24 protein-coding genes are annotated in these 23351 nt (G+C 70.3%); 9 read left to right on the top strand and 15 right to left on the bottom strand.

The features are described 5' to 3' along the window. Window positions 1–168 precede the first annotated feature (168 nt). Window positions 169–681 carry an ATP-binding protein gene (locus tag PV734_RS42285; protein ID WP_319098055.1) on the top strand — a complete coding sequence of 171 codons (513 nt, stop codon included), beginning with the start codon at window positions 169–171 and terminating at the stop codon, window positions 679–681. 624 nt (window positions 682–1305) lie between these two features. On the opposite strand, the gene PV734_RS42290 is transcribed toward PV734_RS42285, so the two are convergent. The 6 genes from PV734_RS42290 to PV734_RS42315 all read right to left on the bottom strand — a co-directional run bounded on the left by PV734_RS42290 (window position 1306) and on the right by PV734_RS42315 (window position 6562). Further along, window positions 1306–1689: a hypothetical protein gene (locus PV734_RS42290; protein WP_319098057.1), complete on the bottom strand. Its 384-nt coding sequence runs from the start codon at window positions 1687–1689 to the stop codon at window positions 1306–1308. A gap of 44 nt (window positions 1690–1733) precedes the next feature. After that, complete coding sequence (locus PV734_RS42295) at window positions 1734–1955, bottom strand: hypothetical protein (protein ID WP_319098059.1); 222 nt, start codon at window positions 1953–1955, stop codon at window positions 1734–1736. A 205-nt stretch (window positions 1956–2160) separates the two neighbouring features. Beyond that, the gene (locus PV734_RS42300; protein ID WP_319098060.1) at window positions 2161–3513 is read right to left on the bottom strand and encodes a hypothetical protein; all 1353 of its coding nucleotides are present in this window, start codon (window positions 3511–3513) and stop codon (window positions 2161–2163) included. Next, window positions 3503–4123 carry a DUF6114 domain-containing protein gene (locus PV734_RS42305; protein ID WP_319098061.1) on the bottom strand — a complete coding sequence of 207 codons (621 nt, stop codon included), beginning with the start codon at window positions 4121–4123 and terminating at the stop codon, window positions 3503–3505. The genes PV734_RS42300 and PV734_RS42305 overlap by 11 nt, the downstream gene beginning before the upstream one ends. Window positions 4124–4257: 134 nt before the next feature. After that, window positions 4258–4899 (bottom strand): DUF6230 family protein, encoded by a 642-nt coding sequence (locus PV734_RS42310; protein WP_319098062.1) that lies wholly within the window; start codon window positions 4897–4899, stop codon window positions 4258–4260. A gap of 685 nt (window positions 4900–5584) precedes the next feature. Beyond that, window positions 5585–6562, bottom strand: coding sequence for a tetratricopeptide repeat protein (locus tag PV734_RS42315; RefSeq protein ID WP_319098063.1), 978 nt, complete (start codon window positions 6560–6562; stop codon window positions 5585–5587). Between the two features lie 181 nt (window positions 6563–6743). Here PV734_RS42315 and PV734_RS42320 point away from each other — a divergent pair, with 181 nt between their 5' ends. Next, window positions 6744–7361 carry a TetR/AcrR family transcriptional regulator gene (locus tag PV734_RS42320; RefSeq protein WP_319294702.1) on the top strand — a complete coding sequence of 206 codons (618 nt, stop codon included), beginning with the start codon at window positions 6744–6746 and terminating at the stop codon, window positions 7359–7361. A gap of 3 nt (window positions 7362–7364) precedes the next feature. Here the strand turns inward: PV734_RS42320 and PV734_RS42325 are convergent, their stop codons facing one another. The 4 genes from PV734_RS42325 to PV734_RS42340 all read right to left on the bottom strand — a co-directional run bounded on the left by PV734_RS42325 (window position 7365) and on the right by PV734_RS42340 (window position 9106). Next, entirely contained in the window at window positions 7365–7703 is a 339-nt protein-coding gene (locus tag PV734_RS42325) for a DUF3817 domain-containing protein (RefSeq protein ID WP_319294704.1), read from the bottom strand. An 88-nt stretch (window positions 7704–7791) separates the two neighbouring features. Continuing rightward, a complete protein-coding gene (locus tag PV734_RS42330; RefSeq protein ID WP_319098069.1) occupies window positions 7792–8301 on the bottom strand; it encodes a MarR family transcriptional regulator in 510 nt (169 codons plus the stop codon). 134 nt (window positions 8302–8435) lie between these two features. Further along, on the bottom strand, window positions 8436–8729 hold the full coding sequence (locus PV734_RS42335) for an MTH1187 family thiamine-binding protein (protein ID WP_006377603.1): 294 nt from the start codon (window positions 8727–8729) through the stop codon (window positions 8436–8438). Further along, on the bottom strand, window positions 8726–9106 hold the full coding sequence (locus PV734_RS42340; protein WP_319098071.1) for a DUF3817 domain-containing protein: 381 nt from the start codon (window positions 9104–9106) through the stop codon (window positions 8726–8728). Before PV734_RS42340 ends, PV734_RS42335 begins: the two co-directional genes overlap by 4 nt. A gap of 253 nt (window positions 9107–9359) precedes the next feature. On the opposite strand from PV734_RS42340, the gene PV734_RS42345 reads away from it, so the two are divergent. The 4 genes from PV734_RS42345 (at window position 9360) to PV734_RS42360 (ending at window position 12007) form a co-directional block, all read left to right on the top strand. Next, on the top strand, window positions 9360–9992 hold the full coding sequence (locus PV734_RS42345) for an AIM24 family protein (RefSeq protein WP_319098136.1): 633 nt from the start codon (window positions 9360–9362) through the stop codon (window positions 9990–9992). Between the two features lies 1 nt (window position 9993). Next, entirely contained in the window at window positions 9994–10644 is a 651-nt protein-coding gene (locus PV734_RS42350) for an AIM24 family protein (protein ID WP_319098072.1), read from the top strand. 38 nt (window positions 10645–10682) lie between these two features. After that, window positions 10683–11438: an AIM24 family protein gene (locus PV734_RS42355; protein WP_415924362.1), complete on the top strand. Its 756-nt coding sequence runs from the start codon at window positions 10683–10685 to the stop codon at window positions 11436–11438. Window positions 11439–11530: 92 nt separating this feature from the next. Then, window positions 11531–12007, top strand: a complete 477-nt coding sequence (locus PV734_RS42360; RefSeq protein WP_319294707.1) for a MarR family winged helix-turn-helix transcriptional regulator — start codon at window positions 11531–11533, stop codon at window positions 12005–12007. Window positions 12008–12070: 63 nt separating this feature from the next. Here the strand turns inward: PV734_RS42360 and PV734_RS42365 are convergent, their stop codons facing one another. Then, window positions 12071–13489, bottom strand: coding sequence for a sensor histidine kinase (locus PV734_RS42365; protein WP_319294709.1), 1419 nt, complete (start codon window positions 13487–13489; stop codon window positions 12071–12073). Continuing rightward, the gene (locus tag PV734_RS42370; RefSeq protein WP_319098079.1) at window positions 13486–14151 is read right to left on the bottom strand and encodes a response regulator transcription factor; all 666 of its coding nucleotides are present in this window, start codon (window positions 14149–14151) and stop codon (window positions 13486–13488) included. The genes PV734_RS42365 and PV734_RS42370 overlap by 4 nt, the downstream gene beginning before the upstream one ends. 135 nt (window positions 14152–14286) lie before the next feature. On the opposite strand from PV734_RS42370, the gene PV734_RS42375 reads away from it, so the two are divergent. After that, a complete protein-coding gene (locus tag PV734_RS42375; protein WP_319098080.1) occupies window positions 14287–14916 on the top strand; it encodes a PepSY domain-containing protein in 630 nt (209 codons plus the stop codon). 17 nt (window positions 14917–14933) lie between these two features. On the opposite strand, the gene PV734_RS42380 is transcribed toward PV734_RS42375, so the two are convergent. The 3 genes from PV734_RS42380 to PV734_RS42390 form a co-directional block, all read right to left on the bottom strand. Then, window positions 14934–16148, bottom strand: a complete 1215-nt coding sequence (locus PV734_RS42380; RefSeq protein ID WP_319294711.1) for an MFS transporter — start codon at window positions 16146–16148, stop codon at window positions 14934–14936. Between the two features lie 210 nt (window positions 16149–16358). Beyond that, window positions 16359–17315: a methylmalonyl Co-A mutase-associated GTPase MeaB gene (meaB, locus tag PV734_RS42385; RefSeq protein ID WP_319294713.1), complete on the bottom strand. Its 957-nt coding sequence runs from the start codon at window positions 17313–17315 to the stop codon at window positions 16359–16361. Window positions 17316–17365: 50 nt separating this feature from the next. Continuing rightward, window positions 17366–18568 carry an acetyl-CoA C-acetyltransferase gene (locus tag PV734_RS42390; protein ID WP_319098084.1) on the bottom strand — a complete coding sequence of 401 codons (1203 nt, stop codon included), beginning with the start codon at window positions 18566–18568 and terminating at the stop codon, window positions 17366–17368. A 150-nt stretch (window positions 18569–18718) separates the two neighbouring features. On the opposite strand from PV734_RS42390, the gene mce reads away from it, so the two are divergent. Together mce and scy are read left to right on the top strand one after the other, a co-directional pair. Next, window positions 18719–19159 carry a methylmalonyl-CoA epimerase gene (gene mce, locus PV734_RS42395; RefSeq protein ID WP_319098085.1) on the top strand — a complete coding sequence of 147 codons (441 nt, stop codon included), beginning with the start codon at window positions 18719–18721 and terminating at the stop codon, window positions 19157–19159. Window positions 19160–19402: 243 nt separating this feature from the next. Next, a complete protein-coding gene (gene scy / locus PV734_RS42400) occupies window positions 19403–23251 on the top strand; it encodes a polarized growth protein Scy (protein ID WP_319294715.1) in 3849 nt (1282 codons plus the stop codon). Window positions 23252–23351: the final 100 nt, after the last annotated feature.

Here is a 23351-nt window from a genome sequence, read left to right on the forward strand (position 1 = left end):
ACAGTCAGTGATGCGTCGCTTACGCCCGGCACCGAACGGAAGCGCATCGCGCGAGCCTGCCCGGGTTCTCACTTCCCTGGGAGGGGCGGGCTCGCGCCAGGGAGACAGGCCACTGGTCGGGGTTGCAGGCGTGCACATCAAGTCCGTTGTCCAGCAAGGGAGTCAGCCATGTCCGCATCGGTCACCGTCTCGGCCTGCCCCATCTCCACCGACCTGACGGAGACACCACCACCGTCGCCGGACACCCTCGCCTACAGCTTCACCGTGCCCGCCGGAGCGGTGAGTTCGCGGGTGGTGCGGGACACGACACGGGTCGTCCTACGCGCACACGGACTGACCGGCATGACGGACGCCGCCGTCCAGGTCGTCGCCGAACTGACCGCCTGCGCCTGCCGCTTCGCGGCCAACGACTCCGTGTACGTGTCGCTGCGCTTCCGGGACGGAGAGTTGCGCGTGATCCTCTACGACGGCCACCAACTGCACGATCATCCCCGGCTGGCTGCGGCTTGCGACGAGCGGAGGGGAGATGCGCTACGGGTGTTGGGGTGCGTGGTGGAGGCGTGCGGCGGGGAGTGGGGGTTCGGGGAGGCGCGGGAGCCAGGGGGCGGGACGCGGATGTGGGCGGTGTTGCCCTGGCAGGGGGCTCGGGAGTTCGCGGCTGCTGACGCCGCCCCCTCCTAACCTCGCCCGCCTCATCGGAACACCCACGGCCCCGCCCCACGCCAGCCATTCAAGAGAGGCAACCGTGGGGGCTCAGCACTACGGCGCCAACCATGGAGACTGCCTCAACGACCCTTCGGAGATACGCTGTTCATGATGATCAGCACCCTGTGTTCGCATTCCCGAACCGGACACGCTTCTGATCCCGGCAAGGGCGTGATGATAGGCCGGTCCCGCCGAGATGGCCGCAGCCTGCTGGAGCCAGCAGCGTAGCCGTCCAGACCGCGGTCCATTCACCTCCGGCAAAGCCGACCTGCACATACGGTTCTGGCAGTACAGAGGACAGCAGCCGTTCCGGCCGGGCCGGTCGGACTGCCCGGCGTCTGCCAGCAGGCCGACTGCTCAGCGGAACTGTCTGCTTCGAGTTCGAGTCGCGTTCGATGCGGGACCATAAGCGACAAGGTGAGGGCGGCACCCGCGATACGGGGTGCCGCCCCCACCTTGTATGTCCGCAGCGCCGAGGCGTCAGGCGACGACGCACGACTTCGCTCGCCGAGGAGTCGAAACCCAGCGGGACGAACTGAACAAACAGCGTTTGGCCACAGGGAAACCCCTCAACGCCGTACAGGACGCTTCACACATGCATCAGGCGCGGACGTCGATGTATATCGACTGACCCCTGACGGTTCCCACCACCGGCGTAACGATCATGCGGTACGACTTACCCTCGGTGAGGCCGCCCTTCCAGGGGGTGCAGTAGGGGGCGGCCTGACCGCGGGTGTCGACCACCAAGTCCGGCTTGTTGTCGGCGGCCGGGAAACGGAGACGGGCCTCGATCCCCCAGCCGTCCCCCGCGGTGTCGCAGGCTCTGAAGGTGTTGGTGTCACCGTTGAACTGTGCGGTCCCGCCGCCGCCGGACGCTTCGATAGTCACCGTGGCCGCCCATGCCTGGCCCTGAAGTGCGGCGACCAGGCCGGCCGCGCACGCCCCCGTCGCCACTGCCCGCGCCACTGTCTTCCGATTCCTCATGAAACTTCCTCCCCGATGCAAAAATACGTTCGAGTATGAAGATCTCACACAGCGATCATCTTCGAAAGCGCTTTACTCCGGAACGCGTGCGGTCGATTGCTGCCGCCGGGTGTCACTCCTCGGCCGCCGCACTGAGGGACGGCATACGCCAAGGCGTCGCGGTTCTCCCGGTAGAAGCCCAGCCGGATGTTGAACGGCTCCTCCAGGAAGGCTCCTTCGCGCCCAGTGAAACTGAGGGGCACGGCGGTCAGCGCGTTGTGCACCATGGGGAGTTTCTCCACAGTGAGGCGGAAGCGTTTGGCTCCGGGTGCCGTCCGGCCAGGCGTTCTACGAGCGCGCCGATCGTCTCCCGCCCCGCACCGCGTGGTCCGCGGCATCAGCCGCCGCACAGACCTGTGGCCCGACCCCCCGCCAACAGCGGTGGGCCGGGCCACAGGTCTCGGTGCGGCTCCCGAACAGGGTGGTGATTGCTCAGGTCGTGTACTGGTGCAGGCCCGGGATCGTCAGCGTGCCGCCGAACTGGCCGGCCTGAATGACCTTCACGTTCGTGAAGTAGATCCACGGGATGTTCAGGGGCGGCGGGCTCTTCGGGCTGAACGTCACCGGGATCAGACCGAGCAGGTTGCCGGAGATGCTCTCCGTGTACATGATCGTCTTGCCCCCCTCGATCGTGGAGTCCGTGCCCTTGGCCGCCTGCGCGTGGTAGGTCTTGCCGGAAAGAGGGTCGTTCACGATCTGGTGGAGGTCGTGGATGGTCGTGCCGCCGGATATCACGTACTTCAGGACCTCCTTGACCGTGCCGTCGGCAGTGCGCACCTTGACGATGCCCTGGTAGTCCGCGCCGTTGAGCGTCAGCGAACTGGCCTGCAGGATCCACGGGTCGACAGGCAGCCTGGTCGAGTTGTCGACGCCGCCCTCGTCGTCGGTGGCTTCGGCGGGGCAGTCCTCCGGGTCCACGGTCGAACTGGCCGAGGGGCTCGGGGACGCGGCAGCGGCACTGACCGCCTTCTCAGCCGTCTCCGTGGTGGTCTCGGCCGCCTTGGTCGTGTCCTTGACGGTGTCCTTGAGGACCCCGGTGACCTTCGGCTTCGTGTCCTTCACCGTGGTGGTGCCGGTCGTGCCCTTGCCCGCCGCATCCGCGGTCGGCGCGGGTGACGCCGTCGGCGTCGGACTGGCACTGTCGGCGGTCTCGGTGGTCTCCGTCGACGTCGTCGTGGACGCCGCGTCGCTCGACGAGTCGCTGCCACCCGTGAAGATGCCCGTGATCGCGTCGCCGATGGTCTCCAGCAGGCCGCCGCCGCTCTCCTCGGTGGCGCTCGCGCTCGCCGAGGGGGTGGGCGTGGCCTTGTCGCTGCCGGTGCTGCCACTGGACGTCGTCTTGCTCGCGGACGGCGTCGGAGTCGGCTCGGCCGCGTCGTCGGAACCTGAATCCGACGAGTCGTCCGAGGAACCGGAACCCGAGTCCGTGGCCGAGGGGGACGGCTTCGTCGTGTCCGCATCGTCGGACGACGACGAGGAACTGGTGGCCGCGGAGGGAGTCGCCGCCGTGTCCGTACCGTTCGCGACGCCGGTCACCACCTCGACGCACTTCTGGTATTCCTCAGCCGTCATGCTCTTCGCCGGCTGGCCATCGGCACGTGCGAGCGTCGGCGTGAACCCCATGCCCATGAGCACCGCGGTGGGCATGGCCGCCAGGGCTATCGCCTTTCCGGCAGGCACATGGAACCTGGTGAACAGCGGCTTCCTCGGGGCCGCGTGCCTCGGCCCGGTTCGCCCGCGGGACTCTTCCACATCAGTCCCGTGGGTCACCTTGTCAGCCGGCACTGCGCCTCCCGTTCGCCCCGTTCACCGGGCTCGTTCCTGACAGATCGTTCAGCTCGTACGGCTCGTTCGACTTGCTCATGTCCAGCCCGCCCGGCTCGACCGCCGTATCCGTGCCGTCGGTGGCCTCGGCGGACACCGGGAGGACAGGCTCCGCAGCGGTGGGTGCCGCATCTGTGCCGTCTCCGGCGGGCACCCCGTACCTCGTCGACTCCTCCGGCACCCCGGGTGCCCAGGCGATGGCCAGCGCGCCGCCGACCAGGGCAAACAAGAAGCCGACGATGAACCCGCCGAAGTTGGAGACCGGGAGGGACACCAGTCCCAGCAGGATCGCGGCGGTGCCGGCGAAGGTTCGTACGTGCTTCTGGAACCAGAGACTGATTCCCATGACGACGAGCAGGACTCCGATGATCAGCGATCCCGCACCGGCCGTTGTGGACATGCGGATCGTGAGCTGACCGACCGTGAGGTGCGCGTAAGGGAAGTACATGATCGGGACACCGCCGATCATGACAAACAAGCCGGCCCAGAACGGCCTCGAACCCCGCCAGGCGCGGAACCGCAGCCTCCAGCGAGTGGGCAGACTGGGGGCGGCAGGAGTCTCGGCGCTCATGGAAACAGCTCCCTGGTGCGGTGTTGCTTTGGTGAGAGGGTCGTTCGCCGGTGACAGGCTGCGGTGCGCGAAGACCCGATCGGAGTGGAGCGGGTGGGGGCGCCTCACGGCCTCCCCCACCCGTCACCGAGTGCTTAGTAGCACTCGTGGGTACCCGTGAGTACCTTCATGCTCAGACCCGGCAGCGTGAAGGTACCGGCGGTGGTGGCCCACGCCGTCTGCTTCACGTCGTACAGGTCCACGTGGTCCGCGTCCTGGCCGAATCCGTTGGGGTCCGACAGCTCCTTGCCGCCCTTCATGGGCGGGTTGTCCAGAGACTTGGCAGCGACGCCGATGTTCATGCCACTGAACACGGCCTTACCGGCCTCAAGGCGCTCGACGTCGATGTACAGGTTCTTGGCAGAGACCTGCTTGTCCTTGTCGCTACTGTCGCCCGCGCTCAGCACCAGCGTGGCAGTGCCGAAGAACGGGATCTTCGGCGTGACGACCGACTGGCACATGTTCTGGATGCGCGCGTCGGAGAACGCCGACACCGCAACCGGGTGAGTGCCCTTATCGGTCTTCGAGTCGTCCATGTCGACGGCGCCGTACTGCGAGAAGCCCGTGCCTTCGATGTAGTCAGCCCTGACCTTGAACGACTGGCCAGAAACGCTGAACGACGCGGCAAGGGCACCCTGCGCGAGGGCAACACCTATACATGCCGTAGCGGCGACGCTGGGCACCATGACCACAGCGAAGCGCTTCCATCTTGTCCCGCCACGCACCTGGGACTCCATATTTCCTCCTTCTCGGACGTACATCTCCTGGCCCTGACTGCCCCAATGACGGCGGCTCAGCCGGGCAGGGATGGGAGAAGTGCTACGTCCTCGGTATAGGAGAGCGCCCGCGCTCGACGGCGCGAACAGCGCCCGAGTCACCGGCGATCACCCCCGAGCGACAACCACTGGTCGCGCCTGACGCACATCACGCACAACCTTGCCGGACAGGCTCCACCCAGAGGGCGAAGACCCCCCTGTCCGAGAGCCGGCGCCACTGCCGCCGACTCTGCCCGGTGGGGACCCAACAACTCCCGTCCGCCCGACTGGCTGTCGGTGTACGGGATAGGACCGAGCGTCGCCGATCGTGGTGCATTCTGGCCGCCCGCACAAGGGGGTTCGTTACTGGCTAGTAACGGGCAGATAACCGAGCGGCGACCCGCGGGTGTCGTTCGACAACGCTGGGTGGCCTTCGGCGGGGTGACAAAACGTTCACTTCCCACCCCAACTCCGACAGTGCGACGCCCTTGGCTTACTCCAAGTAACAGCGGTCGCGTTTACCAAGATTTGGTAAAGTGCGACCGCTTGCGCACTCGATCGGCAAATTCTTCACCTGGACAACACCTGCCGCAGTGTTTAGCGACAGGTCAGACCACTGATCGAACAGCGACCCACCGGCTGCCCGGCCCGGCCGTCGTCCGACGGCTCAGAACAACGCCCTCGCCAGCGCCCGCCGGGCCAGCGTGACCCGCGGATCATCCGCGCCGACGACCTCGAACAGCTCCAGCAGCCGCAGCCGTACGGTGTCCCGGTCGTCGCCCGCCGTACGCGCCACCGTCTCGATGAGCCGGCCGAACGCGTCCTCGACATGGCCGCCCACCAGATCCAGGTCGGCCGCGACGATCTGCGCCGTCGGGTCGCCCGGCTTCTCGGCGGCGTCCTTGCGCACCTGCTGCGGGTCGACGTCCTGCACCCGCTGAAGCAACTCGGCCTGCACGAGCCCGAGTTTGGCCTCCGTGTTGCCGGGGTCGTCGCTCAGTACGTTCTTGTACGCCTGCACCGCGCCGCCCAAGTCCCCCGCGTCCAGGGCCTGCACGGCGGCTTCGAGGAGCGCGTCGTAGGGCCCCACCGGGGCCTGCGGGGCGGCGACGGGCTGGGCGCCGGGTTCGGCGTTCGCGTCGACGACGAGGCCGGTGAGGCCGAAGCGCTGCTCGGCGACCTGCACCAGCTGATCGAGGGTCTCGCGGATCTGCTGTTCACCGGCGGCACCCTGGAAGAGCGGCAGGGCCTGCCCGGCGACGACGGCGAAGACGGCCGGGATCCCCTGGATGCCGAACTGCTGCATCAGCATCTGGTTGGCGTCGACGTCGATCCTGGCGAGGACGAACCGGCCGTTGTACTCGACGGCCAGCCGCTCGAGAACGGGGCTCAGTTGCTTGCACGGCTCGCACCACTCGGCCCAGAAGTCGATGACGACGGGCACCTCGGTGGACCGCTGCAGGACATCGAGTTCGAAGCCTGCCTCATCGACGTCGATGACGAGGTCGGCCGGCGCGACGGCACCTCCCCCACCCTGCCGGGCGGATTCGGCGCGCGCCTGCTCCGCCTTCGACTTGGCCTCCTGGGCCGCCTTCACCGCGGCGAGGTCGACGACCCCGCTCATGGACATGTTCCGTGGCTGCATGCGTCTATCCTCCCCCGTTCGGCGCGCACATGTGAAAGGCGTAGTGAAAAGGGGTCCTGGTCGACGGTCACCGCTTTCGCTACGAGTCGTAGCGTAACGGGAGTGGCAGCCCTCTGGGAAGCGCCTCCGAGTGACCTCCCTCACGGCCTCAATGGGCAGGAACCGCCGTTATGGTCATGCCATGCAGAGCCGCACGCCGGTCAGCCGTACGGGACGCCCTCGCAGCGCCACCGCGGACGCGGCGATCCTGGCGGCGACGCGGGACGCCCTGATCGAACTGGGCTGGTCCAAGCTGACCTTGGGGGACGTGGCCACGCGCGCGGGAGTGGCGAAGACGACCCTCTACCGCCGGTGGCCCGGAAAGAACGAACTGGTCGTCGACGCGGTCGCGGTCCTCTTCGACGAACTGGAGCTGCCCGACCGGGGCAGCCTCGCCGCCGACATCGAGGGCGTCGTCCTCCAGTTCGCGGCGATCCTGGTGCGCCCGGAGACGAAGAGCGGCCTGATGGCGGTGGTCGCGGAGTCGACGCACGACGACGCACTGCGGGAACGCATCCGCGCGTCGATCGTGGACCGCCAGAAACGCCTGGTCCTGGAAGGTCGCGCCCGCGCCCAGCAGCGCGGCGAACTCCCCCCGGAAACAGACCCGGAGGAGGCCGCCCGCACGGTGGACCTGATCTTCGACATGGTGGCGGGGGCGGTGGTGCACCGCACGCTGGTGAGCGCGGAGCCGGTGGACCGGGAGTGGGCGGGGGCGTTCACCCGGGTACTGGTGCTGGGGCTGCGCGGCAGCCAGTAGCGGTTACACCTTGGCGGCCACCGGCGTCGGCTCCGCGAGCTGGTCCGCCAGTTCGCGGCTGACCCTGCGCTCCACGAAGAACGCGGCCGTGGGGACGGTGCCGGCGAGCAGGACCCACAGTTGCTTACGGACCGGCCACTTGGCCTTGGAGCCCAGGTCGAAGGCGAAGACCAGATACACGACGTACAGCCAGCCGTGCGCGATACCGACGACGCTGGTGAAACTGTCGGCGCCGTCGAGCTTCAACGCGTACTTGGCGAACACACCGAGGGTCAGCAGTACCAGCAGGACACCGGTGACGTAGGCCATGACGCGATAGCGGGTCAGCACGCTCTTTTTCATGCCTATGAGCGTAACCACCCGTTTCCGGCGATCTTCCGCCGACCCCGCCCACCCGGGCGACGCCACCGATCGACCCCGGCGACCCTGCCTACTCCTCGGCGAAGTCGCTCGCCGCCACCCGCAACGGCCGGAGCATCGCGAAGATCTCCGCGCACTCCTCCGCGTCGTACGTCCCGAGGCCGAAGTCCATCGCCATCAGGTCGCGGGTCGCCGCGTCGACCGCCTCGCGGCCCTTGTCGGTGATCGTGGCGAGGGTGCCGCGGCCGTCGTTCGGGTTGGGGCGTCTGGCGACCAGGCCCGACTTCACGAGGCGGTCCACGGTGTTCGTCACCGACGTCGGGTGGACCATCAGACGCTCACCGATCTTGGACATCGGCAGCTCGCCGGCCTTGGAGAACGTGAGCAGCACCAGCGCCTCGTACCGCGCGAACGTCAGACCGTACGGTTTCACGACCGCGTCGACCTCCGCGAGCAGGATCTGCTGCGCGCGCATGATCGAGGTGATCGCGGCCATGGACGGGACGTTTCCCCAGCGCTGCTTCCACAGTTCGTCGGCGCGTGCGATGGGGTCGAAGGGGAGACTGAGCGGCTTCGGCACGGCACCAGACCTTACCGGCCGGTCACATCGTGGTCAGCCCCGTCTCGCCCTTCGGTCCGGTCCGGTCCGGACCGCGCTCGGGCTGCCACAGGTGTCCCGCCCGGCCTCCCGGGGACCGTCGCCCACGGATGCGGTCAGGGGGCGAGGTGGCGTTCCACCGTCTCGACCTTGGAGGTCAGACCGTCGGTGACGCCGGGGCGGATGTCCGCCTTGAGGACGAGGGAGACGCGCGGCGCGCGTTCCTCCACGGCTGCGACGGCACGTCTGACGACGTCCATGACCTCGTCCCAGTCGCCCTCGATGGAGGTGAACATGGCGTCGGTGCGGTTGGGGAGGCCGGATTCCCGGACGACGCGGACGGCGTCGGCGACGTACTCCCCCACTTCCTCGCCGACACCGAGGGGCGTCACGGAGAAGGCGACGATCATGCCTTGACCGCCCCGTCCTGCGCCTGACCCCGCTCCTGCTGCTCCTGTCGGGCACGGGCGGCGATGGCCGTGTCGACCGCGTTCTCCGACTCGCGGCGCAGCTTGCGCTCGGCGAAGAACCCACCGGTCGGCAGGACGGAGAGGACGAAGTAGAGGACGCCGGTCTTCACGGACCACTTGGCGCGGCTCCAGGCGTCAGCCCAGAAGATCACGTAGAGGACGAAGAGAACACCGTGGACCATGCCCATGACGGGCACCGCGTTGAAGTCCGTGGTCCGCTTCAGCACCGAGCAGACCAACAGGAGGAGGAAGGAAACGGCTTCGGGGGCCGAGACCAGCCGCAGGCGGCGGAGGGCGGAGGCGGTCTTGATGTCCACGGGTCACCTTCGGTGGGTGCGAGGGGGTACGAGGGGTGCGCAGGGGTCGCTTTGTGAATGGATGCACAAACGTTCGTCCATTGTGACAGTCGCGGCCGGGGCGGACGGGGCGGGGGTGTGGGCGGCGGTGCGCACGGGGGTGAGGGCCGAGGTGCGGACGGAGGCGCGGCCCCTAGGGGGAGAATCGGGGGCGATCTCCGCCTTCGGGATCTGTTGCCGGGGGCGCCCGGCGGGCTACCTTCGCCACGTGGCGATGTTTCGACTTCAAGGCAGCAAGGTGCTGGCCATCGACATGACCGGGGACGCCGTGAAGGCGAAGAACGGCTCGATGGTGGCGTACGACGGCCAGATGGACTTCAAGAAGCTCAGCGGCGGCGGTGAGGGCATCCGGGGGATGGTCACCCGGCGGATCACCGGCGAGCAGATGACACTGATGGAGGTGAAGGGGCACGGGACGTGCTGGTTCGCCGACCGCGCCTCCGAGATCAACCTTGTCGGCCTCCAGGGGGACAAGTTGTACGTCGAGTCGAGCAACCTGCTGGCGACCGACTCGGGCCTGCGCACGGGCACGTCGTTCACCGGGCTGCGCGGCGCCTCGCAGGGCAACGGCCTGTTCACGACGACCGTCGAGGGGCACGGCCAGGCGGCGATCATGTCGGACGGGCCGGCCGTGGTGCTGCGCGTGAGCCCGCAGTTCCCGCTGACGGTCGACCCGGGGGCGTACATCGCGCACCAGGGCAACGTCAGGCAGTCCTTCCAGTCCGGCGTGACGTTCCGCACGTTCATGGGTGAGGGCGGCGGCGAGGCCTTCCAGATCCGCTTCGAGGGCGACGGCCTGGTGTACGTCCAGCCCAGTGAGCGCAACACGATCGCCGGGGACGTGTGACATGCCCTTCCGTGAGATCAACTCCAAGATGGTCGAGGCGACCGTCATGCCCGGTCAGCGCCTGTTCAGTCAGCGCGGGGCGATGCTCGCCTACAAGGGCGAGGTGTCCTTCACGCCCAACATGCAGGGCGGCCAGGGCGGGATCATGTCGATGATCGGCCGCCGGGTGGCCAACGAGGCGACCCCGCTGATGACGGTCGAGGGCAGCGGCACGGTCCTCTTCGGGCACGGCGGCCACCACATCCAGGTCATCAACCTCGCCGGGGACACGCTGTGCGTCGAGGCGGACCGCCTCCTCGCCTTCGACGGCACGCTCCAGCAGGGCACGATGTTCATGGGCTCCCAGGGCGGCGTCATGGGCATGGTCCGGGGCCAGGTGACGGGCCAGGGGCTGTTCACCACCACCCTCAAGGGACACGGAGCGGTCGCCGTCATGGCCCACGGTGGGGTCATCGAGGTGCCGATCACCCCCCAGCGCCCGGTCCATGTCGACCCGCAGGCGTACGTCGCGCACCACGGCGACGTCCGCAACAAGCTGTCCACCGCGCTGGGCTGGCGCGACATGGTGGGCCGCGGCTCGGGCGAGGCCTTCCAGCTGGAGCTCAGTGGCAGCGGTGCGGTGTACGTCCAGGCGTCGGAGGAGAAGCTGTGACCACCTACCCGGGCGGCGGCCCCGTCGTCCATGACCCGATGACGCTGCCGTCCGACGACAACGTCAACAAGTACACCTTCTGCGTGGAGCTCAAGGGGAGCCAGTGGTTCCTGCAGAAGGGGAAGATGATCGCCTACTACGGGACGGTCGACTTCAACGGCGTGGGACACGGCCGTCTGGACCGTCTTGTCCGTACGTCCTTTCATTCGCCTCTGCACGCGAGCGACTGGGTCGTTGCCGAGGGTTCGGGCAAGATGCTCCTCGCCGACCGGGCCTTCGACGTGAATTCATACGATCTGGAGGAGGGCAACCTGACCATTCGCTCCGGCAACCTTCTCGCTTTTCAGCCAAGTCTCGCGCTGAAGCAGTCGATCGTGCCGGGCTTCCTCACCCTCATCGGTACGGGCAAGTTCGTGGCCGCCTCGAACGGCCCGGTGGTGTTCATGGAACCCCCGATCCGGGTGGACCCGCAGGCCCTGGTCGGCTGGGCCGACTGCCCCTCCCCCTGCCACCACTACGACCATGGGTACATGACAGGTCTCATGGGCGGTCTACGTGCGATGACGGGCATCGGCGGAGCCTCCGGCGAGGAGCACCAGTTCGAGTTCGTCGGGGCCGGCACGGTGCTGCTCCAGTCGAGCGAGACTCTGATGGCGGAGCAGGCCACCGGGGTGGTTCCGCACGAGCCCGGGGTGCCCGGTGGCGGCGGGGCTCCCGCTGGGCATCCACAGCAACCGGGCGCACCGCGCCTTCCCGGACAGCTCGGTGACCTCCAGCGTCGCTTCGGGCTGTGAGCGGTAGTCTGCGGAGTGTGACATCGAACATGTGCACGCCGTCACACCACCCTCACTAGTTCGCCTTTCAACCTTTTAGGTAGACTTCATTCATGGAGACCGAGACGGCCACAAGCTGGCTGACCGACGCGGAGCAGTGTGCCTGGCGCACCCACCTGGAGGTCAACAGGCTGCTGACCTACCAGCTCGAAAGGGACCTGCAACCGTTCGGCCTGACGATGAACGACTACGAGATCCTCGTGAACCTCTCCGAGTCCGAGGGCGTCCGCATGCGGATGAGCGACCTCGCGTCCGCCACCCTCCAGTCCAAGAGCCGGCTGTCCCACCAGATCACCCGTATGGAGAACGCGAACCTGGTCCGCCGCGAGAACTGCGAGTCCGACCGGCGGGGCCTGTACGCGGTGCTCACGGAGCAGGGGATGGAGACGATGAACAAGGTCGCCCCCCATCATGTGGCGTCCGTGCGGCGGCACTTCATCGACCTGCTGGCCCCCGAGGCACTGGCCGAGCTCAGCATCTCGCTCAAGCCGATCGCCGAGCACCTGCGCGGCCACCGGGGCCGTCCATAGGGCCTGTTCGAGGGCCCAGACCGATCAGACGGGCCATACGACAGGTCAGGCGCGGCAGACCGATCAGGTGACAGGCAGGCGGAGCTCGAACAGGGCTCCGCCTGTCGCCGTTTCACCCACGGTCAGTGTGCCGCCGTGCCGTACGGCGACGTCCCGGGCGATGGCGAGGCCGAGGCCCGCGCCCCCGTCGTCGCGGCTGCGGGCGGCGTCGAGCCGTACGAACCGCTCGAACACCCGCTCCCGGTCCGCCTCGGGCACCCCGTCCCCGTCGTCGGCGACCTCGACCACGGCTCGCGCTCCCTCCCGCCGCACGGACACGGTGACCGCCGACCTGGCGTGCCGTTGCGCGTTGTCCAGCAGGTTGGCGACCAGTCGCCCCAACTGCCCCCGGGACCCGGCCACTTCCATGCTCTCCACGCCGACCGTCACTCCCGCCCGGCCTTCCGCCTGCTCCCGGACCAGCTCCGCGAGGTCGAAGCGCGCGTCGGCGGGCCGCTCCCCCGCGTCCAGCCGGGCGAGCAGCAGCAGGTCGGCGGCGAGGCGCTGCAGCCGTACGGTGTCCTCGACCGCGCCCTCGACGTCCAGCAACTCCGGGTGCGCGGCGCCGACTTCGAGCTGGGTGCGCAGGGAGGCGATGGGGCTGCGCAGTTCGTGGGAGGCGTCGGCGACGAACCGGCGCTGGCGTTCCACGGAGGTCTCCAGGGCGGCCAGGGTCTCGTTCGTGGTCCGGGCGAGCCTGGCCACCTCGTCGTGGGTGTCCGGCACGGGGACGCGGCGGGCGAGGTCCTGGGAGGCGGTGATCGCGGCCATCTCGGCCCGAATGCCCTCGACCGGGTGCAGCGCGCGCCGGGTGACCAGCCAGGTGACACCGGCGACGACACCGAGGAGCAGCGGGAATCCGATCAGCATGACGGTCAACGCGGTGCTGACGGCGCTCTGTTCGGCGGAGAGCGGCGCTCCCGCATACACGGTGAGCGTGCCTCTGTCGTCGACCTCGACCCGTACGGCGGCGAACCGGTAGTCGGCCTCGTCGCCCTCGACGGTCGCGGATCCGTCGGTGAAGGAGACGTCGTCGTCGATCTCGCCGGGCGAGAGGGAGCCGTCGTCATCGTCGTCCCCGGCTCCGCTGTCGGTACGGCCGCCGTCCGCCGCCGCCCGCGGACGCACAGCCGTCACCGCCGTCACACCTGTGCCGCTGATCCGCTCCAGGTCCTCACTGGCCGCGACCAGCCGCCCGGACGCGTCGACGACCTGGACGGGCCGGTCGTCGGCGTCGAGCGACAGCTTCTCGTACGCCGTCCCGGCCGCGAGGTCGGCGGCGACCGCCCGAGCGGTCCGCTCGGCCTGTGTGCCGGCCTGGCCGCTGAGGTTGGACCACAGGGAGAGCAGTACGGCGGTCCCGGCGGCGACCAGTGCGACCGCGACGACGACGGTGGCGCCGAGCGTCGCCCGGGCCCGTACGGAGCCGAGCGCGCGCCTCACCGCGGCACCTCCAGCCGGTAGCCGGCGCCGCGCACGGTCCGGATCAGCGGGGCGCCGAGCTTGCGGCGCAGTGTGCTGACGTACACCTCGACGATGTTCGGGTCGCCGTCGAACGCGAAGTCCCAGACGTGCTCCAGGATCCGCGCCTTGGACACCACCTCGCCGGCCCGCACGACGAGTTGCTCCAGGACGGCGAACTCCTTTGCCGTGAGGGTGACTTCCTGCTCGCCGACGTGGACGCGGTGGGCCGCGGTGTCGACCGTCAGCTCGCCGACCACATGGACGGGCGAGGCCCCCGCCGGCCCGCTCCGGCGCAGCAGCGCCTTAACCCTGGCGACCAGGACGACGTAGGAGAAGGGCTTGGTCAGATAGTCGTCGGCGCCGGTGTCCAGGCCCTCCGCCTCGTCGTACTCGCCGTCCTTGGCGGTGAGCATGAGGATCGGTACGTCGTGGCCGGCGGCGCGCAGGGCCGCGCAGACGCGGTAGCCATTGAGGCCGGGCAGCATGATGTCGAGGATCACCAGGTCGTACGGCGTCTCGGTGGCCCGGTGCAGGCCCTCGCGGCCGTCGTGGACGACGTCCACGGCGTATCCCTCGGCCGTCAGGCCCTTGGCGAGCGACAGGGCCAGTCGCTTCTCGTCCTCGACGATCAACAGACGCATGCGTACAGCGTCGCAAACCGAAGCTGAAGGCGCCTTCAGGTCGCTTCAGCCCTGCTTCAGCCATCGTCGGGCAGCTTGGTCCTCGTCATCGAAGCGAGCGAATCGCCACGAACCGAACCAAGAGGCAGGAACCCCATGAAGCGGAACATCGTCATCGCCACCCTCACCGCCGCCGCCCTGGCCGGTGGCACCGTCGTGGCCTTCGCGGCGAACGACGGCGGGCCGGCGGCGCGGCCCGGGACGGACACGACCGTGCGGGTCGCCACCGATCGGGACGACGACGCGGACGACCGGAGCGACGGCGCCGAGGACCGTACGGCCGTTCGCGGCAGCGGTGTCTCCGCCGCCGAGGCGGTCGCCGCCGCACTGCGGCACACCCCGGGCACCGCTGTCTCCGCCGAACTGGAGGACGACGGCGCCGACGCCGGCACGTGGAGCGTGGACGTCGTGCGGGGCGACGGCGCCGAGTACGGCGTGGAGGTGTCCGGCGCCGGGAAGGTGCTGGGCGCGCACCGCGACGACGACGGGGGCGACGACGACAGCGAGGACCGCGCCGAGTCGGCCGCCCTCAAGGGCGCGAAGTTCGACGCCCACGAGGCCGCCCTCGCCGCCGCCGCGAAGGGCACGGTCACCGAGGTCGACGCGGACGACGACAGCGGTGCCGTGGCCTGGAACGTGGAGACGGTGAAGGCCGGTACGACGAGTGAGTGGACGGTGGCACTCGACACGGGGAAGATCACGCGGGTCCAGTCCGACGAGGACTGAGCACGCCGTCGGGGGGGTCACTCGCGCATCGGGCCGTAAACGGGTGGGCGGGTGGGAAACAGAGCCGCGACCAGCACCACCACCCCGGTCAGCGCGAAGCAGACGCCCACCGGGAGATGTCCCGCGACGACCCCCGCCCCGGCGGAGCCGATCGTGCTGCCCGCGTTGGTCGCCGTGTTGACCCACGCCCCCGCCCGGACACGCGCCTCGGGCGCCACCGCCTCGTCGGCGATGAGATACGCGGTGGTGATGGCCGGGGACACGAAGACCCCGGCCACCGTCATGGCGACGACGAGGGTGCCCAGGCCCGGGGCGAGTCCCGCGCCGAGGAGCGCCAGGCCCAGGCCGCACGCCAGCAGGGTGAGCCGGGTCCGGGCCGGCCCTGACCACGCCACGACCCCGTTGAGCAGGCCCCCGACGGCGCTTCCGGCGGACAGCGCGGCCAGGACCCAGGCCGCGCTCGCCGCGCCGTGGCCGTGTTGCCCGGCGAACACCACGACCAGGAGGTCGAGGGAGCCGAGCCCGACTCCGACACCCGCGGCGGCGCCCACCGGACCCCGGACGCGGCCCAGCACCCGCCTGCCGCCGCCTGTCCCCCGGCGGGCGTCGGGTGCCGCGGGGCGCATCCCCCGTAGCGCCGGCGAGGTCACGAAACCGGCGGTGCCCGCCGCCATCAGGGCCGCCCCGACGACGATGCCGACGGCCGGCACGGTGAACCCGGCCAGGACACCGACCAGCAGCGGCCCCGAGACGAACAGCAGTTCCTCGGCGACACCGTCGAGGCTGTACGCCCGTTGCAGCAGTCGCCGGTCCTCGGCGATGGTGCTCCACACGGCCCGCATGGTCGGTCCGAGCGGCGGGACACAGGCGCCCGAGAGGGCGGTGAGGGAGCCCAGTACGGCCGTCGGCGCACCTGGGCGCCAGACGGCCACCGTGAGCAGCCCGAGCGCGGTGAGGTGGGTGAGCAGCAGGGGGACGAGCGCCCGGCGCGGCCCGTGCCGGTCGATGAGGGCGGCCCTGGCGGGCGCCAGGAGGACGACGGTGGCACCGAAGAGCGCCATCGCGGCACCGGCCACGGCGTAGGAACCCGAGGCCCGGGTGACGGCGAGCATCACGGACAGTGGGACGACGCCGTAGGACAGCCTGCCGAGCAGGGCGGTGGCGAAGGTGCGGCGGGCGTACGGAATGCGCAGGACGGCGGCATATGAAGGCCGCGTCGAGGTCGCGGACATGCGAAGTTCCTCTGGGAGGCGGCGCGTTGAGCGAGCGCCGTGGCAGAAAGGGGACGCCGGGTCACCGCGTCGACCGCGCCGCGTGTGCGGGCCGGTCGTCGTGGTGCGGGGCGGCACCTATGCCAAGAGGAGGAACATGCCGGTCAACGTATCAGCGTGGCCCGGGAGTCGGCCACGGCCGCCGCGAAATCCCGCCCGCCGACGGCCTCTTCACTTCTCGGTCAGACCCGCGACCAGTTCGTCCGCCGCCCGGTACGGGTCCAGCTCACCCGCCACGATCCGCTCCGCCAGGGCGCTCAGGCGCCGGTCGCCGCGGAGGTCGCCGATGCGTTCGCGGAGGGTCGTGACGGCGATCGTCTCGACCTCGTGGGACGCGCGGGCGCGGCGGCGCTCGGCGAGGACACCGTGCTCCTCCATCCACGCGCGGTGCTTCTCCAGGGCCTCCACCAGTTCGTCGACGCCCTCTTCCCTGGAGGCGACCGTCTTCACGATCGGGGGACGCCAGTCGCCGGGCTTCCTGGCCGCGCCGAGGCCGAGCATGTGGTTCAGCTCGCGGGCGGTGGAGTCCGCGCCGTCCCGGTCCGCCTTGTTGACGACGTACACATCGCCGATCTCCAGGATTCCGGCCTTGGCCGCCTGGACGCCGTCGCCCATCCCGGGCGCGAGGAGCACCACGCTGGTGTCGGCCTGCGCGGCGATCTCGACCTCGGACTGGCCGACGCCCACGGTCTCGACCAGGATCACGTCGCAGCCCGCCGCGTCCAGGACGCGGATCGCCTGCGGGGCCGCCCAGGCCAGTCCGCCGAGGTGGCCGCGGGTCGCCATCGAGCGGATGTAGACGCCCGGGTCGGAGGCGTGGTCCGACATCCGCACCCGGTCGCCGAGGAGCGCGCCGCCGGAGAACGGCGACGAAGGGTCGACGGCGAGCACGCCGACCCGTCTGCCCTGGCGCCGGTAGGCCGTGACCAGCGCCGAGGTCGACGTCGACTTGCCCACGCCCGGTGATCCCGTGAGGCCGACCACGTACGCGTTGCCCGCCAGCGGGGCCAGCGCGGCCATGACCTCGCGGAGTTGTGCGGACGCCCCCTCGACCAGGGAGATCAGCCGGGCCACGGCCCGTGGCCGGCCTTCCCTGGCCTGCGCGACCAGCGTGGGGACGTCCTCCATCACAACTCCGTTCCGATCCTGGCCGTACGGCCGGTACCGCTCGCGACCGCCTACGCCTTGGGTACCCGCACGATCAGCGCGTCACCCTGGCCGCCGCCCCCGCACAGGGCAGCCGCGCCGACACCGCCGCCGCGCCGCTTCAGTTCGAGAGCCAGGTGCAGTACGAGCCGTGCGCCGGACATCCCGATCGGGTGGCCCAGGGCGATCGCACCGCCGTTGACGTTCACCCGATCCGTGGACACGCCGAGGTCCTTGATTGACTGGATCGAGACCGCCGCGAAGGCCTCGTTGATCTCGATCAGGTCAAGATCTTCGACGCCCAGGCCCTCCTTCTTGAGCGCGTTCAGGATGGCGTTGGAGGGCTGGGAGTGGAGGGAGTTGTCGGGGCCCGCCACATTGCCGTGGGCGCCGATCTCCGCGATCCACTCCAGGCCGAGTTCCTCGGCCTTCGCCCTGCTCATGACCACTACGGCGGCCGCGCCGTCCGAGATCGGCGACGACGTACCCGCCGTGATCGTGCCGTCCTTCGTGAACGCCGGGCGCAGCTTGGCCAGCGACTCCGCCGTCGTGTCCGCCCGGATGCCCTCGTCCTGGCTGAAAACAACCGGGTCGCCCTTGCGCTGCGGGATCTCGACGGGGGTGATCTCCGCCTCGAACACGCCGTTCTTCTGCGCCGCCGCCGCACGCTGGTGGGAGAGCGCCCCGATCTCGTCCTGCTCGGGGCGCAGGATGCCCAGCCGCGTGTTGTGGTTCTCCGTCGACTGGCCCATGGGGATGTTCTCGAAGGCGTCGGTCAGCCCGTCGTACGCCATCGCGTCGAGCATCTCGATCGCGCCGTACTTGTAGCCCTCACGGGACTTGGGGAGCAGGTGGGGGGCGTTCGTCATCGATTCCTGGCCACCGGCCACGACGATGTCGAACTCGCCGGCGCGGATCAGCTGGTCGGCGAGCGCGATGGCGTCCAGGCCGGACAGGCACACCTTGTTGATGGTCAGCGCCGGGACGTTCATCGGGATGCCGGCCTTGACCGCGGCCTGGCGGGCCGGGATCTGGCCCGCGCCGGCCTGGAGGACCTGGCCCATGATCACGTACTGCACCTGGTCGCCACCGATACCCGCACGGTCGAGGGCGGCCTTGATCGCGAAGCCGCCGAGGTCGGCTCCGGAGAAGGTCTTGAGCGAGCCCAGCAGCCGTCCCATGGGCGTACGTGCGCCCGCGACGATCACCGAGGTGGTGCTGTTCGTTCCTGACATGAGGTGCGATCCCCTTTCAGCTGGGGAGCTGAGGAGTGTGTGAACGAGGGTTTACTTGAATGTACTGAGCGGTAGCCCCTGGCGTCACCGGGCCGTCGGTGTGACAGCGCGCACGTTGCGTAACCACCTCGGGCGCGCTGCACTAACACCATGTTGACGCGAATCGACCACATCGGGATCGCCTGCTTCGACCTCGACACGACCGTCGAGTTCTACCGGGCCACGTACGGCTTCGAGGTGTTCCACTCCGAGGTCAACGAGGAGCAGGGCGTCCGCGAGGCCATGTTGAAGATCAACGACACGGGCGACGGCGGTGCCTCCTACCTCCAGCTCCTGGAGCCGACCCGCGAGGACTCGGCCGTGGGCAAGTGGCTGGCCAAAAACGGGGAGGGCGTGCACCACATCGCTTTCGGTACGGCAGATGTGGACGGAGACGCCGCCGACGTCCGCAGCAAGGGCGTACGCGTTCTGTACGACGAGCCACGGCGCGGCTCCATGGGGTCGCGGATCACCTTCCTGCACCCGAAGGATTGCCACGGAGTACTGACAGAACTGGTCACTTCGGCGCCTGTTGAGTCACCTGAGCACTGACCCTCGTACATATGGGCCGGTAGGGTTGGGGACGGCCGCTGCCGTGTTGTCGGGAAGCGGCCCGGGTCCTGGTGTGTTGCGGTGCGGGATCCGAGGGCCGGGGTACAGGTTTCGGGGGCCGAGGGTGAGGGCGGGAGTCCGTGCTTCGCCGTTGATCTGACACCATTCCCCGGGAGCCCCGTTCGGCGGATGGACGTGGCTCGTTCGGAGAAGGTTGCGACCAGGGACGGATGGGACCGCGCAGTGCGGGGCTACGAACGCCAGGAGCGAGAGCCGGCGGCTGACGTCGACCACCTCTCTCGGTTCGAGGCCGAGATGGAGCGGCTGAAGACCGAGCGGGAAAAGGCGATTCAGCACGCCGAGGACCTCGGCTACCAGGTCGAGGTGCTGCGCGCCAAGCTTCACGAGGCGCGCCGCACACTCATGTCCCGGCCCGCCTATGACGGCGGCGACATCGGGTATCAGGCGGAGCAGTTGCTTCGCAACGCCCAGATCCAGGCGGATCAGCTCCGCCAGGACGCCGAGCGCGAGATGTCGCAGGCCCGCGCCCAGACCCAGCGCATCCTGCAGGAGCACGCCGAGCAGGCGGCCCGTCTGCAGGCCGAGCTGCATCAGGAGGCGGTCACCCGTCGCCAGCAGCTCGACCAGGAGCTTTCCGAGCGGCGCCAGACCGTCGAGTCGCACGTCAACGAGAACGTGGCGTGGGCCGAGCAGCTGCGGGCCCGCAGCGAGTCCCAGGCGCGCCGGCTCGTCGACGAGTCGCGGGCGGAGGCCGAGCAGGCGCTGGCCGCCGCGCGTGCCGAGGCCGAGCGGGTCGCGAACGAGGCCCGGCAGCGGCTGCAGAGCGAGGGCGAGACCGCCCGCGCGGAGGCCGACCAGCTGCTGCGCCGGGCACGCGCCGAGGCCGAGCGGCTCCTGAACAGCGCGACCTCCGAGGCCCGCGAGGCCGCCGACCACGCCGAGCAGCTGCGCAGCTCCACGGTGACCGAGTCGGACAGCGCCCGTCGCCAGGCCACCGAGCTGAGCCGGGCCGCCGAGCAGCGGATGCAGGAGGCCGAGACCGCGCTGCGGGAGGCCCGCGCCGAGGCGGAGAAGGTCGTCACCGAGGCGAAGGAGTCCGCGGCCAAGACGTCCGCCGCCGCCGAGTCCGCCAACGAGCAGCGCACCCGTACGGCGAAGGAGCAGGTCGCCCGGCTGGTCACCGAGGCCAGCCAGGAGGCTGAGACCACCAAGGCGATCGCCGAGGAGGTCGTCGCCGACGCCAAGGCCAAGGCCGAGAAGATCGTCGCCGAGGCCGAGGAGACCGCCCGCAGTCTCACCGCCGAGGAGACCGCCTCCCAGCTCGCCAAGGCGGCCCGCACCGCAGAGGACGTCCTGAACAAGGCGTCCGAGGAAGCGAAGTCGACCACCAAGGCGGCGACCGAGGAGGCCGAGCGCATCCGCGCCGAGGCCGAGTCCGAGGCGGACCGGCTGCGCGCCGAGGCGCACGACATCGCCGAGCAGCTCAAGGGCACGGCGAAGGACGACACCAAGGAGTACCGCGCCAAGACGGTCGAGCTCCAGGAGGAGGCCCGGCGGCTGCGCGGCGAGGCCGAGCAGCTGCGCGCCGACGCGGTCGCCGAGGGCGAGCGCATCCGCGCGGAGGCGCGCCGTGAGGCCGTCCAGCAGATCGAGGAGGCGGCCAGGACCGCCGAGGACCTGCTCGCCAAGGCGAAGGCGGACGCGGACGAGCTGCGTCAGATCGCCCAGACGGACAGCGAGAAGGTCCGTACGGAGGCCATCGAGCGCGCGACGACGCTGCGCCGGCAGGCCGAGGAGACGCTGGAGCGCACCCGCAAGGAGGCGGAGCGGCACCGCGCGGAGGCCGTCGAGCAGGCCGAGGGCATCGCGGCGGACGCCGAGCAGGCCGCGCGCGAGCTGCGCGAGGAGACCGAGCGGGCCATAGAGACGCGCCGCGACGAGGCGTCCGCCGAGCTCACCCGGCTGCACACGGAGGCCGAGGACCGCCTCACCGCCGCCGAGCAGGCGCTCACCGACGCCCGCGCGGAGGCCGACCGGGTCCGCCGCGAGGGGTCCGAGGAGGCGGAGCGGCTGCGTTCCGAGGCGGCCGAGCGCGTCCGCAGCCTCCAGGCGCAGGCCGACGCGGAGATCCAGCGGCTGCGCGACGAGGCCGCGGCGGACGCGTCGGCGTCCCGGGCGGAGGGCGAGGCCATCGCCGTACGCCTGCGGTCCGAGGCGGTGGCCGAGGCCGAGCGGCTGAAGTCGGAGGCCCAGGACACCGCCGACCGGGTACGGACGGAGGCGCAGGCCGCCGCCGAGCGGCTGGCGACGGAGGCGTCGGAGACGCTGGCCGCCGCGCAGGAGGAGGCCGCCCGGCGTCGCCGCGAGGCCGAGGAGACCCTCGGTTCCGCCCGTCAGGAGGCCGACCAGGAGCGTGAGCGGGCCCGCGAGCAGAGCGAGGAGCTGCTGGCGTCGGCGCGCAGGCGCGTGGAGGACGCCCAGGCGGAGGCCGTACGGCTGGTCGAGGAGGCGGACCGGCGGGCCAACGAGATGGTGTCGGCGGCCGAGCAGCACGCCCAGCAGGTGCGGGAGTCGGTGTCCGGGCTGCACGAGCAGGCCCAGGAGGAGATCCAGGGACTGCGGTCCGCGGCCGAGCACGTCGCCGACCGGATGCGCCGCGAGGCGCAGGAGGAGTCGGACCGGGTCCGCGCGGACGCCTACTCCGAGCGGGAGCGTGCCTCCGAGGACGCGAGCCGGGTGCGGCGCGAGGCGGCGGAGGCGTCGGAGCACGCCAAGTCGCTCGCCGAGCGCACGGTGGGCGACGCCATCGCCGAGGCGGAGCGGCTGCGTCAGGACGCCGCCGCGCACGCCCAGCGGGTGCGCACGGAGGCGTCGGACACCATCGCGGGCGCCGAGCAGGACGCGGCGCGCAGCCGGGCGGAGGCCCGCGAGGACGCGAACCGGATCCGTTCGGACGCGGCGACGCAGGCGGACACGCTGATCACCGAGGTGACGGCGGAGGCGGAGCGGCTCACCGAGGAGACCAACGCCGAGGCGGAGCGGGTCCGGGCGGAGTCCGTGGCCACGGCCGAGCAGCTGGTCTCGGAGGCGACCGGGGAGGCGGAGCGGCTGCGTGCCGAGGCCGCCGACACGGTCGGTTCGGCGCAGCAGCACTCTGAGCGTGTCCGTGCCGAGGCGGAGCGGGTCAAGGCCGAGGCGGCGCAGGAGGCCGACCGGCTCATGTCGACCGCGCGCGACGAGGCCGACAGCACGCTGGACGAGGCCCGCAAGGAGGCCAACAAGCGGCGCTCCGAGGCGGCCGAGCAGGTCGACACCCTCATCACGGAGACGGCCGCCGAGGTCGACAAGCTCCTGTCGGAGTCGCAGCAGGCCGCGCAGAAGACGACCGCGGAGGCGGAGGCGCAGGCCGACTCGATGGTGGGCGCGGCCCGCACCGAGGCCGAGCGTCTGGTGGGACAGGCGACCGCGCGGGGCAACTCGACGGTGGAGAAGGCCCGTGCGGACGCGGACGAGCTGCTGGTCGGCGCGCGCCGGGACGCCACCGCCATAAGGGAGCGCGCGGAGGAGCTGCGGGACCGCATCACGGCCGAGATCGAGAGCCTGCACGAGCGGGCCCGCCGTGAGGCCTCCGAGACCATGAGGTCGACCGGCGACCGCTGCGACGCGCTGATCAAGGCCGCCGAGGAGCAGCTCGCCAAGGCGGAGGCGAAGGCCAGGGATCTGGTCTCGGAGGCCAACTCCGAGGCGGGCAAGGTCCGGATCGCCGCCGTCAAGAAGGCCGAGGGGCTCCTGAAGGAGGCCGAGCAGAAGAAGTCCTCGCTGATCCGGGAGGCCGAGGAGCTGCGGGCCGAGGCGATCCGCGAGGCGAAGGCCACGGTCGAGGAGGGCAAGCGCGAGCTCGAGATCCTCGTCCGGCGCCGTGAGGACATTCAGGCGGAGATCTCCCGTGTCCAGGACGTGCTGGAAGCGTTGGAGTCTTTTGAGGCCCCGTCGGCGAACAAGGACGGCGGCGTCAAGGCGGGCGCTGCCGCCGGCGTAACTCGATCGGGTGGCAAGTCGTCAGAGAGCTAGCACGGAGGGCCCGTTGAGGGTTAACGCGGAGAGGGCGCTGTGTGCACTCTGTGGGGCTTTCTGGCGTCTTTGACCAATTCTTTGGCAAGCAGTCCGCCGG

The organism is Streptomyces sp. AK08-02, from assembly GCF_033795085.1.
In the GTDB taxonomy this organism is placed as follows: Bacteria; Actinomycetota; Actinomycetes; order Streptomycetales; family Streptomycetaceae; genus Streptomyces; species Streptomyces echiniscabiei.